Annotated in this window: 10 protein-coding genes and 1 pseudogene; 5 read left to right on the forward strand and 6 right to left on the reverse strand. The window is 57.7% G+C overall.

Annotated features, from left to right (window positions below; genetic code table 11):
- From FHT93_RS26155 to FHT93_RS26175, 5 genes and pseudogenes are all read right to left on the reverse strand, one after another.
- Nucleotides 1–1,331 (reverse strand): annotated as a pseudogene (locus FHT93_RS26155) (exopolysaccharide biosynthesis protein); the annotation flags it as partial.
- The gene (locus FHT93_RS26160) at nucleotides 1,328–2,470 is read right to left on the reverse strand and encodes a glycosyltransferase family 4 protein (RefSeq protein ID WP_183850185.1); all 1,143 of its coding nucleotides are present in this window, start codon (nucleotides 2,468–2,470) and stop codon (nucleotides 1,328–1,330) included. The pseudogene FHT93_RS26155 and the gene FHT93_RS26160, both read right to left, overlap by 4 nt.
- Nucleotides 2,464–3,564: a glycosyltransferase family 4 protein gene (locus FHT93_RS26165; RefSeq protein ID WP_112545475.1), complete on the reverse strand. Its 1,101-nt coding sequence runs from the start codon at nucleotides 3,562–3,564 to the stop codon at nucleotides 2,464–2,466. Before FHT93_RS26165 ends, FHT93_RS26160 begins: the two co-directional genes overlap by 7 nt.
- Nucleotides 3,561–4,511, reverse strand: a complete 951-nt coding sequence (locus tag FHT93_RS26170) for a glycosyltransferase (protein WP_113116928.1) — start codon at nucleotides 4,509–4,511, stop codon at nucleotides 3,561–3,563. Before FHT93_RS26170 ends, FHT93_RS26165 begins: the two co-directional genes overlap by 4 nt.
- 676 nt (nucleotides 4,512–5,187) lie before the next feature.
- The gene (locus FHT93_RS26175) at nucleotides 5,188–6,222 is read right to left on the reverse strand and encodes a phytanoyl-CoA dioxygenase family protein (RefSeq protein ID WP_246781738.1); all 1,035 of its coding nucleotides are present in this window, start codon (nucleotides 6,220–6,222) and stop codon (nucleotides 5,188–5,190) included.
- 164 nt (nucleotides 6,223–6,386) lie between these two features.
- On the opposite strand from FHT93_RS26175, the gene FHT93_RS26180 reads away from it, so the two are divergent.
- From FHT93_RS26180 to FHT93_RS26200, 5 genes are all read left to right on the forward strand, one after another.
- Nucleotides 6,387–7,244 (forward strand): WecB/TagA/CpsF family glycosyltransferase, encoded by an 858-nt coding sequence (locus FHT93_RS26180; RefSeq protein WP_113014128.1) that lies wholly within the window; start codon nucleotides 6,387–6,389, stop codon nucleotides 7,242–7,244.
- Between the two features lie 14 nt (nucleotides 7,245–7,258).
- Nucleotides 7,259–8,746: a sugar transferase gene (locus FHT93_RS26185; RefSeq protein WP_183850187.1), complete on the forward strand. Its 1,488-nt coding sequence runs from the start codon at nucleotides 7,259–7,261 to the stop codon at nucleotides 8,744–8,746.
- A 45-nt stretch (nucleotides 8,747–8,791) separates the two neighbouring features.
- Nucleotides 8,792–9,844 carry a UDP-glucuronic acid decarboxylase family protein gene (locus tag FHT93_RS26190; protein ID WP_112545470.1) on the forward strand — a complete coding sequence of 351 codons (1,053 nt, stop codon included), beginning with the start codon at nucleotides 8,792–8,794 and terminating at the stop codon, nucleotides 9,842–9,844.
- 56 nt (nucleotides 9,845–9,900) lie between these two features.
- Complete coding sequence (locus tag FHT93_RS26195) at nucleotides 9,901–10,902, forward strand: glycosyltransferase family 8 protein (RefSeq protein WP_112545510.1); 1,002 nt, start codon at nucleotides 9,901–9,903, stop codon at nucleotides 10,900–10,902.
- A 71-nt stretch (nucleotides 10,903–10,973) separates the two neighbouring features.
- Nucleotides 10,974–11,966 carry a glycosyltransferase gene (locus tag FHT93_RS26200; protein WP_183850189.1) on the forward strand — a complete coding sequence of 331 codons (993 nt, stop codon included), beginning with the start codon at nucleotides 10,974–10,976 and terminating at the stop codon, nucleotides 11,964–11,966.
- Between the two features lie 296 nt (nucleotides 11,967–12,262).
- Here the strand turns inward: FHT93_RS26200 and FHT93_RS26205 are convergent, their stop codons facing one another.
- Nucleotides 12,263–13,051, reverse strand: a complete 789-nt coding sequence (locus FHT93_RS26205; protein WP_112545468.1) for a response regulator transcription factor — start codon at nucleotides 13,049–13,051, stop codon at nucleotides 12,263–12,265.
- Nucleotides 13,052–13,562 lie beyond the last annotated feature (511 nt).

Consider the following 13,562-nt stretch of genomic DNA (forward strand, 5'->3'; position numbering starts at 1 on the left):
GCAAGCGGCACCGCAGCCGGTGACAGGACCTCCAGTTCGGTGCCCGGCAGCATGGCCTGCCCGGCAAGACCGCGGCGCTGCTCCTCGAGCTTGTCGAGCGCCGTCTGCTCCCTGTCGGCAATGCGCTGCAGCCGTCCGAGTTCGGTCTGTGCCAGCGACGAGCGGGAGCGTTGCTCATAGGCGGCCGCCAGTGCCGATCGCACTGTACGGTCCTCGTCATCAAGGGTGCTCAGCTTGGCGCGCATGGACTGCAGGTACCGGTCAACCGCCGCGCCGAGATCGGTGCGAGACCTGTCGATCCTTGCGCGCAGGTCGACCACGGCGGCAGCATCGTTGCCATAGATATCGAGAAGGCGTGCGAGATCCTGCTGCTGGGCACGCAGGTCGCTTTGCATCGCACCGATGCTGTCGGGGACGGCTTTGTTCTGGGCGGCAAGCGAAGGGTCGCGGGCCGCTTCCAGTGCGGCGATCGTATCCTGGATGTCGGCGCGGCTTTGCCCGATCTTCGTCTGCCGGTCGCTCAATTCGACGATCGCCTTGACCTGTTCGCTCTGCTCATCGCCGCTTTGAACGACGCCCATCGTTTGCTGATAGGTGTCGGCCGCATCGCGGGCGGCCCTGGCGCGATCCTGCTGTTCGGCGATGCGCTGGCCGATCCATGCCTGCGCCGTGTCGAGGCTGCCGCGGATACTGTCCTTGCGCTCTTCGAGATAGATGCTGATGAGCCGGTTCGGGACGGCGGCTGCCAGTTCGGGATCGCCGGCCGTAAAGCCGATCTGGACGACATCGCTCTGGCCGTCGCGCCACACACTCAGCGCCTTGTAATAAGCCTGGATGATCGGCTCGATACTGTCTCCCGATGGCTGTGACGGCTTGTCGCTGCTCACCAGCAGGCCACGCAAGGTTGCCCTGATCTCGTCGAGGACGGAGGCCTGGCGCAGGGCCGGGTTGAACTCCGGACGCTCGTCGAGCCGCAAGTCGCGGATGATGCGCTCCGTCACGCTTCTGGACAGCAGCCGCTCGGTCTCGGATGTGACGTTCACCGGCGCATTGTTGCCGGCATCGCCGGTGCTGAGCGCAGTTGCCAGCGGCTTGTGGATCATCAGCCGGGACGCGGCGTGATAGCTCGGATTCAAACCCGAGATCAGCACGATCGAGGCCGCCATCAGCATCATCATCACCGCAACGATCATAACAAGCCGCCGACGGATCAAGCGTAACCCAGAGGTCAGGTCGAACTCTTCCGATTTCATTTCCGCCTGAAACCGGGGCTCATAATGGACGGCCGGGAGCGGAACGTTGCGGTCTGGCGGAAAAGTTGAAATTGTCATTGTGCGCTAACCTTTGCTTGAGGTTGCGCGGAGATGGTTTCGTAGAGGTTTTCCATCGACCGCATATACGCCTTCATACTGAAATGGTTGAGATAATGAGCGCGCGCCCCGGCTGAGAGGCGGCTGCGGATGTCTGGATCGGTAATCAGTTTGGCCAGCGCTGCGGCCAAGGCGTCCTTGTCTCCGACAGGGACGAAGACACCGGTTTCGCCGTCGGAAATGACCTCCTCATGCGCTCCGACACGGGTTGTGACAACAGCAAGTCCGTGGGAAAGCCCTTCGAGCACGGCCATTGCGAGGCCTTCGGCATGTGAGGGCAGGACCAGAATATCAGCGCGTGCGCAGAGTGCTCGTGTCTCGTCGGCGCCAAGCCATCCCGGCATGTCCACCAGGCCCGAAAGGCCCATGTCCGCAGCCTGACGGCGATAATCCTCGACAGGCCCGTCGCCTGCCAGTACGGCCCGCCACCGAAGCTCTTTCATGACAGGATGGCTGAGGGCGAGCAGAAGTTCCGGAACGCCTTTGCGTTCGCTCAGCCGACCGAGGAACACGATCAACGGCGGCTCGCCCGCACGAACATTATGTGCCCCGGGATCGGGGACACAATTGTGAGCGGTCACAAGGCGATGTTCGTCCACGCCCAGAAGTGTGGCGAGCGTCACGCGATCCCGCTGGCCCAGCGCCACGACACAATCAGCACGTTGAAACATGCGGCGTATGAGCGATTGCTGACGCGGCGAGCGTGCAGCAAAGTCGGTGGCATAGTCGTAGTCGTGCAGGTGCAATATGTGAAAGCACCCCAGCAAATGGGCAGCCTCGGTCAGGATCAGCTTTCTCGAGGTGCTGCCGCGGCCCGCGACATGGATATGGTGAATGCGTGTCGGATCGAGGATCCGATCCTTCGCCATTGTCAGGATGGCGCCCAGCAGGCGCAGAGACGACGTCGCAGCGGACCATCGGAGGCCCCTGGTGTCGGTGACGGCGTGTTCGCTCCCGCCTTCTCTAGCGGTGCTGGTTATATAACCGACCAGCCTGCCGATGCCGCCGCCGTTCTCGCAGCCACCTGGAACATAGTGGCGGACGCTTGCCCTCTTCCGCATCGCCATCTGGGGATCATCCGCGAGTACCTTCATCAGCATGATCCGACCACCTCGCGATAAAGGGCTGCGGCGTGGGCGCCGACCTGTTCCGGCGAATTCGGTCCTGTTGCCCATGCGAGCGCGTTGGCGCCGAGATTGTTTCTAAGCTCGCTATTGTCAGCCAATGTCCGGATGGCTTTTGCGAGCTCTGCCGCGTCCCCTGGTGGAACCACCATTCCCAGTCCGTTGGGCTGAACGGTCGTTCGCAATTCGCCCACGTCGGTCACGATCACAGGCTTGCCGAACGCTGCAGCAAGGTTGAGCACGCCGCTTTGGGACGCTTCGGTATAGGGGAGGACGACAATATCGGTATCCAGGAAAAGCTGGGCGACTTCTGCGTCCTCGATAAAACGATTGCGAATATCGTAGCGGCCGGCCTCTCCCATCAGCGACCGGAAGATCCATGGGTCATCGCCCCGGCCTGCGACCGTAACATGCAGATTGGGGAGCGCATTTTTGAGCATGGCCTCGGCGCGGATCAGATGCTCCAGGCCCTTGTAAGCGAAAATCCGTCCAAAGAGCAGGACGCGGATAGTTCCGTCGGCGGGACTCCTCGTCATCTTCTGCCGCCGAGCGAGGTCGGCATAGCGATGGATGGCAGGATGCGACAGGACATGCACGTGGTCCGGGGCTTTCGAATATCGATCGAGGACCATCCGCTTCAGCCCTTCGCCGTGCACGACGACATGCCCCGACTGCTTTACCATCAATTCCGGAGCCCAGCCGGGCAGGGTGCGGGTATCGGAATCGCCGGGATGCACCTCCACATCATGGACGGTGGTCACGAGCGGGATCGGGCGCCAGAACGGCGCGGCAAAGTTCAGCCACAGCGTGGAATTGCTCAGGAGATGAATGAGGTTTGGTTTCTCCTGCCGGATGAGACGCGTGAGGTGATGCAGGAACCACGGATTGGCAAGCGAGCGATGCCGTGGCCAGTCCAGAAGGTGAAGATCGACGGCAGGATCAAACCACGAAGCAAGATGCGCGTAGCGCCGGCGCGGGACCCCAAGGACGACCGGCATGTGCCGTGCGACGCCGCTCGCGAATGATATGGTGTAGTCTTCCAACTCGGAAACCAGCAGCAGCGCCTTCATTCCGCTGCCTCCGATAAGCTCAAGTCCCGGCCGGAACGAGGAAGATGATAGGCGCCACGCAACGCGTCGCGCGTCCGCCGCAACAGGTTCGGCTCTCCGGCGAAAAATAGCCCTTCGACAGCAAGCCTGATCCGGGTGCGCGCATTGACGCCATCCAGAACCGCTGCTGCCATCTGATAGGGATAGTGATCCGCCAGACTGAGCCTCGCCGGCAGATCATGGAATGAGAGAAATCGGTTTGTCGCTTCGACACTCCGTTGCCAATGCGCCATTCGCCGCTTCAGCATGGAGGCATCATCGATCGGTCGGTACCAGTTGTTGTTGTGAATTCTGTAGAACCCAAGTGAATCCGGCAAGGCAGCCACGTCGCCGAGAAATGGATAGATGCCAGTAAGCCATGCATCGGCGGATATGCTGAACTGTTCGGGAATAGGCCCTGCGGCATCCCATGTGCTGCGTCGTACGGAGATGGCCGATGTCATCGGGAAGGGCCACCAGCCGGCCGATTTAGTCAGCTGTGGCGACAAGTCTCCCGAACACAGGGTTCGTGGGATCGGTTTGAGGGTAGGTGAACCATCAATCGAAGTCGGCTGGAGCCGGTGATAGACAAGCGATACCTCGGGATGCGAGCGAAAAGCCGCTACCGTCGCGGCCAGCTTGCCCGGCGCCCACCAGTCATCAGCGTCCAGAAAACAGAGAATGCCGCCACTGCTGAGTTTCACGGCAGTGTTGATCGCTGCAGCCTGTCCCGAGTTCTCCTGAAAGATCACCTTCACCCGGCTGTCATAGTCTTCCAGAACGGAACGCGACTCGTCACTGGATCCATCGTCGACGACGATTATCTCGACGTCGGCAATCTCTTGGCTCAGGACGCTGTCGATCGCCTGTCCGACGAAGCGGCCGTAATTGTAATTGTTGATAAGAACGCTGATGCCCGGCCGCTCCATGACACCCTCTCAAGCCGCTTGCGATACTGCACCGCGATGCAGCAACGTGACTACGATCGAGTCCGATAAGATCTCCCGTGGAGCCAAAGGGGTCACCGCCATCGATGTCGGGGCGAGTAACGCTTCCATCTCATAATATGCAGAACCAGGACCAGAACGCGAAACCATAGGAATCCCAACCCTCTAAGCGTCAACTACGAACAATCAGCCTGCGCCGGAATCATTGCCTTATGTCACCAGATGCTACCGCCCAGCCATGGCCTTTGCGCTATGCATTCCTTTCCAAGCTACCGGTGATTGGACACGCGTAACATCTGCTCTTATTGGCAATCCCCTATCCCTTGGCCGTCAACCTTTGAGGGAGGGGGCCGCCGAAGACGTAAGCGTGCCGGGGTCCCTGGGTAGTGAGTGCATGCTTTAGGTGTAGATGCCGCCGCCATCGGGGTTAGTTCGTTGCGGATGTGATCGGGCTATGGCGAGGCTGGTTCGATTTCGCCGGCCCATGTTGCCGGCGGCCGCAACAGCATCAGGATTGCGGTGACGCTAATCGCGAACGCCGCGCCGTTCGCCACCGACAGCGGTTCACCACGCGACGGGTGTGATCCTGCGCACCGTTTTGATGGTGCGCAGTCATAGGTCTGCGGAAATTGAGGTCAGTGCCTGGCGGCCCGTGCGGTTAGACAGGCGCCCCGATAATCGGTGGAACAATGTTGTTGGCGGCGAGCCGTGCCTGTACGTCCACACTGAGCGTTCCGCGAACACCGGGATGGCGATGGCGGCCTTCCTCGGCATAGGAGTAGGTTTCCGCATCCGACGGACCGAACGTCATGAAAACCGCGACACGATCAGGCGTTCTGCCGAGCCGTCGAATGAATGCTCGCGTCACTGTGAATGCCTTCTGAACATCCAGGCGGAGCAGTGGACTGATCCGCTCGAAGAACCTGCGCAGGCTCTTGTCGATCAATGTCGGCATCTGTCCAGCATGTTCGATGCGCACGTCGAAGATGATCGCATCGCCCGCTCGCACGCCGAGCCCCTTTGCTGGCAGGCTCTGGACCAAACCCTTGAGGTGGGATCTTGGCCGTACCTTCAGCGTGGCGTTCGAGTTCTCGTCCTGGTCCTGCAGATAGAATGCGATCTTGTAGACCCTGAAGCTCTCGTCCGAGAAAATACTTCCGTCAACGCAGCGAGGATGGTGAGGGACGTCGTTGTGCCACGACGATGTAGTGTTGATCATGAGATCGCATTCGCCTGTAAGAACGACATCGAGGGGTCGCGTAATTTCCTTGAGGCGATTGAGGATTGCATCGGAAGTCATAAACCTGGCGATTTCATCGACGACATACATGGCGTGAAGTTGGAATTTGCCGCCATACAGATATTTGCCGCCGGATCTTAGATACTGTTTTGCAACCTGCCGTAATCTTCCCACCTGCTCAGGCGTCAGGACATTTCTGATGACGATATAGCCATCGGACGCCAAATCGTTCTGCAGCTGGCTGGTCGTATTGGGGACCTTTGTAGGCCCTCCGGCGGGCATCGGTAATTCGTTTATTGAATTCACCCCTATTGAATTCATCATTGTCGCTCTCCCGACTTTGTCGCGCTCAAACCTCCCCAGCTTTGGCCGCGCTAAAGCGACTGTCTTCCGCGGTTCCGCGAAGGTCAAACCGCTCTTTTCGGGGTAACGCTTATCAAAAAGAGCAATCAAGCGTACCCCAGGGATACTGCCGTACTTCGAATATTGTAATTTATTTCTATGCGGAACCAGAAATGTGAAGTCTTTCTACGTCCAATAGCTGGATCTGAAAGTATGGAGGCCGCGAGCTTGCCAGCATATTCTGACTACAGTTTCAGTTGGCAAAAGCGTAGGTCATGAGAAATTCACCGGCAGACAGAAACCAACCTTCGGTCCGTGATGTAAAGAGTTCCCTGAAGTGGACGAATGTCCTTGGTGTTCGAGTTTCCGCGGTCAATCTCAAGAGCGCGACCGGACTTATCCAAAACGCAATTGAAGACGGCAGGAAGGAATATGTATGCGTTCGCGACGCACACGGTGTCGTGCGTTGTCAAAAGGATCCCGAGCTTCGGTCCATTCATAACCGGGCATTCCTCGTAACCCCTGACGGCATGCCGTTGGTATGGGCACTGAAACATGCTGGTCATGTTGAAAGTGACAGGGTCTATGGACCGGATCTCATGCTGTCCGTTTTCGATGCCGGCAGCTCCAAAGGTTTGCGCCACTTCCTTTACGGTGCAACAGCCGAAACGCTTGAGCAGCTGCAGGCGCGACTTCTCGCAAAATTTCCGCAAGCACGGATCGTTGGCTCCTACGCACCGCCTTTCCGCCAGCTGTCGATGCAAGAGGAGGCGGATATTGCCGACCGGCTCAATCGATCGGACGCCGATATCATCTGGGTAGGGCTGAGCAGTCCCAAGCAGGAGCTCTGGATGGCCCGCATGCGCGACCGTCTGGAGGCGCCGATGCTGATCGGTGTCGGCGCTGCCTTCGATTTCCACGCCGGCCTCAAGCGGCAGGCTCCAAGGGTCATTCAAAGAAGCGGCTTCGAATGGGCGTTTCGCCTCCTATGCGAGCCGCGACGGCTGTGGCGGCGCTACGCGCTCGTCGTGCCGACCTTCATCTCACTGACTGCCTTCCAGAGACTGGGCCTTCGGAAGTTCCCGATCGAAGACGCGGTTTCTGGATCGGGTGCGTCGGGACAAAGGCCGTAGAGGAGTAAAACATCATGTCCTCATTTGCGCCGTCAGCGATGACATCGGGTCCATCGAAGGCATCCGCCACAAATGACATGGCGTCGCGGGCAATTCCGACGGGTTCCGTGCCGCCGGTAGCAGCCAGGACCGCAGATCCTTCGGGACAGTCATGGCTGAATTCGCCCATTGCACGCCGGCTTCCTCGGCTTGCAACCTTGTCATTCCTCGTTGCGGGCGACATTGCAAGCTATCTGGTCGCTTACCTGGCTCTCCTGTCCTTTCTTCCTGGTGGCTCGGCGGGCACGGTGATGGAGCGTGCCTTCTGCCTCGCAGCGCTGGCGTCGATCGTTCTCTATGCGTCGGCCGGCCTCTATCCCGGATATCGGCTGCACGACCACGAACATCTGCGGCGGCGCACGATAGCGGCCCTCAAGGTGGCTGCCCTGACGGCATTCGGCGCAATCATCCTGCCTGAAGGGGGCGGGCTGCTGCTGGCCATCATTGGCTTTCTCGCCCTCGCGCTGATTGTTCAGCCATTCATGCATTGGTTCGCACGAAGCCTGTGCTGGAGACTCGGAATTTGGGGGGAGCGCGCGGTGATCATAGGGGGGCGCAACCTCATCCCCGCGCTCATGGCACATTTCCAGGACCATTGGCAGTATGGCATCAAGCCGGAGTATCCGTCCTCCGAGACGCAGGAAACATCGCCTGATGGGGGGCCTTCCATTGCGCTGATTGCAGGGGACACTGGCTCGCTTGCGCTCGACCTGACCGCCATGCGCCGGAAGTTCGCCGAAGTCATCCTCTTGTCCGATACGCCGAGCCTCAAGGTTAGCGGTTTGCGACCTGCGGATGTCGGCGGAGAGATCGGCATTCGCCTCACGGCAGCTGGGAGTTCGGTCAACTCGGACCTCGTTCGGCGGATCCTCGACCTCGCCATCGCCGTCCCGGCAACGATCGTGGTTTCGCCTTTCATCGCAATTGCGGCAGCCGCAATCTACGCCATCGATCCCGGGCCGGTCTTCTTCCGGCATACCAGGGAAGGGCTGTCCGGCAAGCCTGTGCACGTTCTGAAACTGAGGACGATGTATCAGGATGCAGAGCAGCGTCTCGAAGCACTGTTCCGCGAAAACCCTGCTATGCGGGCCGAGTGGTTGAGCCATTTCAAGCTCAAGGATGATCCACGCGTCCTGCCGGTTGTCGGACATCTCCTGCGCTCTTCGAGCTTCGACGAGCTCCCGCAGTTGGCGAACATCATTGCAGGTGAGATGGCCATCGTCGGACCGCGTCCTTTCCCGGAATATCATCTCCTGGCCATGGACGGTGAATTTAGAGACAAGCGCCGTTCCGTAACGCCGGGGCTCACGGGCCTCTGGCAGATATCCGAACGAAGCAATGCGGATATCGAGCTGCAGCAGCAACTCGACGAGTTCTACATCGACAACCGGTCCCTGTGGTTCGATTGCCAAATTCTTCTCAGCACAATTCCTGCGGTCTTCAAGCGCAGGGGAGCCTACTGACGATCCTCGCTTCTGCGGGGCAACCATCAACAACGGAGCACACCAATGCACGGACAAAAGCGAATTATGGTAACCGGCGGCACCGGCTTTCTGGGATCATTCCTGTGCGAAAGACTGTTGCGGGAGGGCAATGATGTTCTCGCAGTGGACAACTACTACACCGGATCGCGCGATAACGTGCTGCACCTTCTCGACGACCCGCGGTTCGAGATCCTTCGCCACGATATTACCTTCCCGCTGTATGTAGAGGTCGACGAGATCTACAACCTCGCTTGTCCGGCATCTCCGGTCCACTATCAGGTCGATCCCGTTCAGACAGTCAAAACCAACGTGCACGGGGCCATCAATATGCTCGGCCTCGCCAAACGCACCAAGGCGAAGATCTTCCAGGCTTCCACAAGCGAAGTCTACGGCGATCCGGCAGTTCACCCTCAGCCCGAGGAGTATCGAGGCAGCGTCAATCCCATAGGGCCGCGGGCATGCTATGACGAGGGCAAGCGGTGTGCCGAAACATTGTTCTTCGACTACCATCGACAATACGGCGTGGAAATCCGGGTGGCGCGAATCTTCAATACCTACGGGCCGCGCATGCAGACCAATGACGGCCGCGTCGTCTCCAACTTTATCGTTCAGGCGCTTCAAAACGAGCCGATCACCATCTTTGGCAACGGCACGCAAACGCGCTCATTCTGCTACGTCGACGATCTGATCGAAGGCTTCATTCGTCTGATGGGCGCTCCGAATGGCGTTACCGGACCTATCAACCTCGGCAATCCCGGGGAATTCACGGTGCGGGAACTGGCCGAAATGGTCATCGAAATGACGGGTTCGAAATCAAGCATCGTTTACAAGCCTCTGCCAGTCGACGATCCGACGCAGCGCAAGCCGGACATCAGTCGTGCAAAGCAGGACCTGGGCTGGCAGCCCACGGTGAACCTGCATGAAGGTCTTGAGAAGACGATCGCCTATTTCGAGTGGAAGCTCTCTGGCGGAACCAGGAGCATGCCTGGCGTCCGGTCACCGCAACCGGCTTACACGCATCTGCCCACCCCGGCCGTCGGCATTCCCGTTCAGGAAGCCGCATCGATCGGGACGTGAACAGCAACGTCGATCATAAGGCGAAGCGCGTTTTTCGATGGGATGGTGCCGGAAACATGAATGTGCATAGCATACCAACAGGAGCCCCTGTGGGCGCAATACAGCGGTTAGGGCCAATCGTCTTTGCAGTCGACGCAGCCTATGCCGTTCCCTTGGCGACCGCTCTCAGATCGGTCGCCGAGAATAACAGAAGCGCATGGCCCCTGGATATCCATGTCATTCATGAGGGAATAGGCGAAGAAACCAAGCGGAGGATACTCGATTCTCTGCCGGCAAATTCGACAGTCATCCAGTGGCATCCCATCGGCACCCTATCTTTCGCAAGCGGATTTTCGACGCGACCGGGCGTCTCGAAGATGACCTTTGCGAGGATACTTCTGCCGCAGTTCCTTCCCGAGACCTGCAATCGGGCTTTGTATCTGGATGGCGACATCCTTGTGCTGGATGCGCTCGAACAGCTCTGGAATATCGATCTGGGTGAGGCCGTGATTGGCGCCGTGCCGGATTATTGGCTGGATAATGTGGTGAGCATCGGATCGGGTGGCACAGGCGGACCTCGGGTCGAACGCTATTTCAACGCCGGCATCCTCCTTATCGACCTCGCAAAATGGCGGGCGGAGGGAATATCGGAGCGATCACTGGATTATCTCGATCGTTTTCCGACCACGGAATATTCGGATCAGGACGCCCTCAACGTCGCCTGTGCGGGAAAGTGGAAAGTCCTGGATCGCGCCTGGAATTTTCAGTTCGAGCCCACCCAGGTCATCGCCCGTATCGCGCTCGAACAGAAACTCGCGATCGTTCATTTCGTGACCAACGTGAAGCCCTGGAAATCAGGAAGCCTAAGTCCGAACGTTGCATTTTACGATACGTTTCGATCCCGGACCCGTTTCGCGCTCACGCATCGGGAACGCGTTCAGAGCAGCTTGAAGCGTGCAGGCTCCCGGCTGCTTGCCCGATCCGCCTTGTTGAGAGCCGTGTGGGCCTACACGAAATCGGCGATGCTGGCTCGCAGTTCTACCCTGGCGCGAGTCAATCGAGGAGCGAAGCATACGTAAGAGTGAGACGACGCCGAATTCGGGTTCCATGAAATGCCCCGAACGAAACAATTGCCTGCGGAGGAACAAGTTTGCAACGTGTTGATGTCGTAATTCCCTGTTACAACTACGCTCATTTCCTGCAGGAATGTGTTGAAAGCGTTCTTTCACAGGCTGGCGTCGATGTGCGCGTGCTCATCCTCGACGATTGCTCGCCAGACAATACTCCGGAAGTCGGAATGGCCCTGGCATCCCGGGACAAACGGGTGACCTATCGGCGGCATGCAGTAAACAAACGCCACATCGCAACCTATAACGAAGGCATCGACTGGGCGGGCGGCGACTTGTTCCTGCTTCTCTCGGCAGATGATTATCTCTTGCCAGGCGCTCTGGCACGCGCGTCGGAGCTTATGAGCAATCAGCCTCATGTAGGATTCACGTTCGGGAACGCGCTGATAGCCGAGCCAGATGGCATCATAACCAAGCGCGTCGATCCTCTCGGCGGCAACAATATGCCCACCGTGCAGGTCATGTCCGGTCCGCAATTCATGCGGTTGAGTGGAGCAAACAACCTGGTTCCAACGCCGACGGCCGTCGTGAGAACGGCGTTGCAAAAGCAGGTTGGCGGTTATCATAAGGAACTGCCGCATACTGGCGATATGGAGATGTGGCTGCGGCTCGCATCACATGCTGAGGTCGGTTATATTAACGATGATCAAGCAGTATATCGCAGACATTCTTCGAATATGTCGCTGCAATACTATGGGCAAAGTATTCTTCCCGACCTCCGCCAAAGAAAACAGGCCTTCGATATTCTGTTCCGCCAAGGCGCGGACAGTCTCAGGAAAGATGAGAAACTAAGGCGCTTTCTCGCCAGAGATCTCGGAAAAGAGGCGCTTCGACTGGCCGGCATGGCATTCAATAATTTCGATGTCACCACAGCCGTGGCCATTCAGCGCTTTGCTTTGGAGGTTTCTCCCGAAGTGCGAAATTCACTGCCCTGGATCAAGTTGGTCTGCAAACAGACCATCGGGCCTAAATACTGGTATGCATTGAATTCCCTCGGGCGACGCGTCGCAGGATAACGGGGCAGATCTGACCGGTTCAGAGCCAGTCCACCTCTGCACGATCGATGACGGCAGCCACTGGCTGATCACCTCATTGCTGATATGCCATGGCGCGCAGGAATGTGCTGCAGTTCGCCGACATTTGACAACTGCGAACGCACTACGATGGCTCCAGGTATTCGGGGGGAGCGCCGTAGTTCCGAGGTGCTACAGCATCAAACAATTTCCCCGGAGGCGCATTTGGTCACGCCTCCGGGGACAATTTTGAACGACAATGTGCCGTCACATGTCAAAGCTTTACGCAGATCACAGCGTCAGCAGAGCGTCTTGTTCGCACTCGCGCCGGAAATACCATTCTGAAACAGGTCGTTAAGCTTGAACACAACTTCCGTTCTGTTCGTTGCTTTGACCTTTTTCATGATATTGCGAACATGGACTTTCACGGTGCTTTCTCGAAGATTGAGCTCGTAGGCGATGATTTTGTTCGCCTTTCCGCGCCGGAGCGCCTCCACAACTTCGGCCTGACGATCCGTGAAAATACCGGCCAACGGACGAGCTGTAGCGTTTCCGGATTCCAGCAAGTGACGCATGGCGAACAGTGTGCTGGCAGGAACAAAGACGCCACCCGCTACAGACAGCGCGATCAGTTCCATGCAGACGCTGATGCTGACCGAGGCGGGGATGTAACCCTTGGCCCCGTATTCGATCGCCCTTACGATTTGGCCGAAATCGTCGCTATCAGCCAGTATGATCACCGGTATCGCTCCGAACTCCGAAGCAAGGCTCCTGATTTGGCCCGAAACGGCGGGATCATCGATCTTCTTGCCGCCAATGTTCAGGAGAATTGCCGAAAGCGGCGGATATTCGTCGCATTTCTGCTTCCACTCCTCAACACTTCCGAAAGCCAGGATAAGCAGGTCCGTCTTGTAGGCAGCCATGCATTGCGCGAGGCACTGCCGATCAAGTTCGCGGTTGTCGAGGATCACCAAAGAATGCTTTGGTCTCGACTGTAAGCTCATTCCGGTTGAATTATTCTCTATCTTAAGTGGAAGAGCTACGTTTTCCTGCCTAAGGTCTAAATTTGGCACAAGCGCTGAATTCACTTCTTCATCCTCCCCAGCCGAGTTTCCCTACGCCCCAACAAAACCGAACACTCAAGCCCTTCAGATGTAAGGGTTTGGCAGCACTAAAGTAGGAACTAAATACCACAGTTTCTGTTATCTTAAACTAGCTAATATAGGCTAATGGAGCAGATTAGTTCCATCGTAAGGTGTAAAGAAGACGTAATTCTTGGTATAAACTTATACGATACTCCGCGGTTCGCGGATTGGTTGATTGCGTTGCTCCCTGGTTACGAACGGTACCGCTAAACGTATGAAAATAATGCGCGCCTCCGGCGTATGACGGAAGCGCCTCCAGGCTTGCTCCATCACTAATGTTGATCGTTGACTATGAACTTGGGCGTACATCGTCCTAGGTAGATACGTCTTTAGGTGAATAAGCTTAGACGTTTTGTTTCTTTACTCCGATGATGAAAACAATTCTCTTTGAATAGAAGGAAATATTTGCTTCTTCGAAATGAAACCTTGGGCGCAATCACCTGATTGACGGTTT

The organism is Rhizobium sp. BK379 (genome assembly GCF_014193955.1).
Taxonomy (GTDB): Bacteria; Pseudomonadota; Alphaproteobacteria; order Rhizobiales; family Rhizobiaceae; genus Rhizobium.

What these genes read in the sequence shown, in the direction of transcription:
- FHT93_RS26160 (WP_183850185.1), bottom strand. Translation starts at nt 2,470, where the DNA reads ATGCTGATGAAGGTACTCGCGGATGATCCCCAGATGGCGATGCGGAAG.
- FHT93_RS26165 (WP_112545475.1), bottom strand. Translation starts at nt 3,564, where the DNA reads ATGAAGGCGCTGCTGCTGGTTTCCGAGTTGGAAGACTACACCATATCA.
- FHT93_RS26170 (WP_113116928.1), bottom strand. Translation starts at nt 4,511, where the DNA reads ATGGAGCGGCCGGGCATCAGCGTTCTTATCAACAATTACAATTACGGC.
- FHT93_RS26180 (WP_113014128.1), top strand. Translation starts at nt 6,387, where the DNA reads ATGAGAAATTCACCGGCAGACAGAAACCAACCTTCGGTCCGTGATGTA.
- FHT93_RS26185 (WP_183850187.1), top strand. Translation starts at nt 7,259, where the DNA reads ATGTCCTCATTTGCGCCGTCAGCGATGACATCGGGTCCATCGAAGGCA.
- FHT93_RS26190 (WP_112545470.1), top strand. Translation starts at nt 8,792, where the DNA reads ATGCACGGACAAAAGCGAATTATGGTAACCGGCGGCACCGGCTTTCTG.
- FHT93_RS26195 (WP_112545510.1), top strand. Translation starts at nt 9,901, where the DNA reads ATGAATGTGCATAGCATACCAACAGGAGCCCCTGTGGGCGCAATACAG.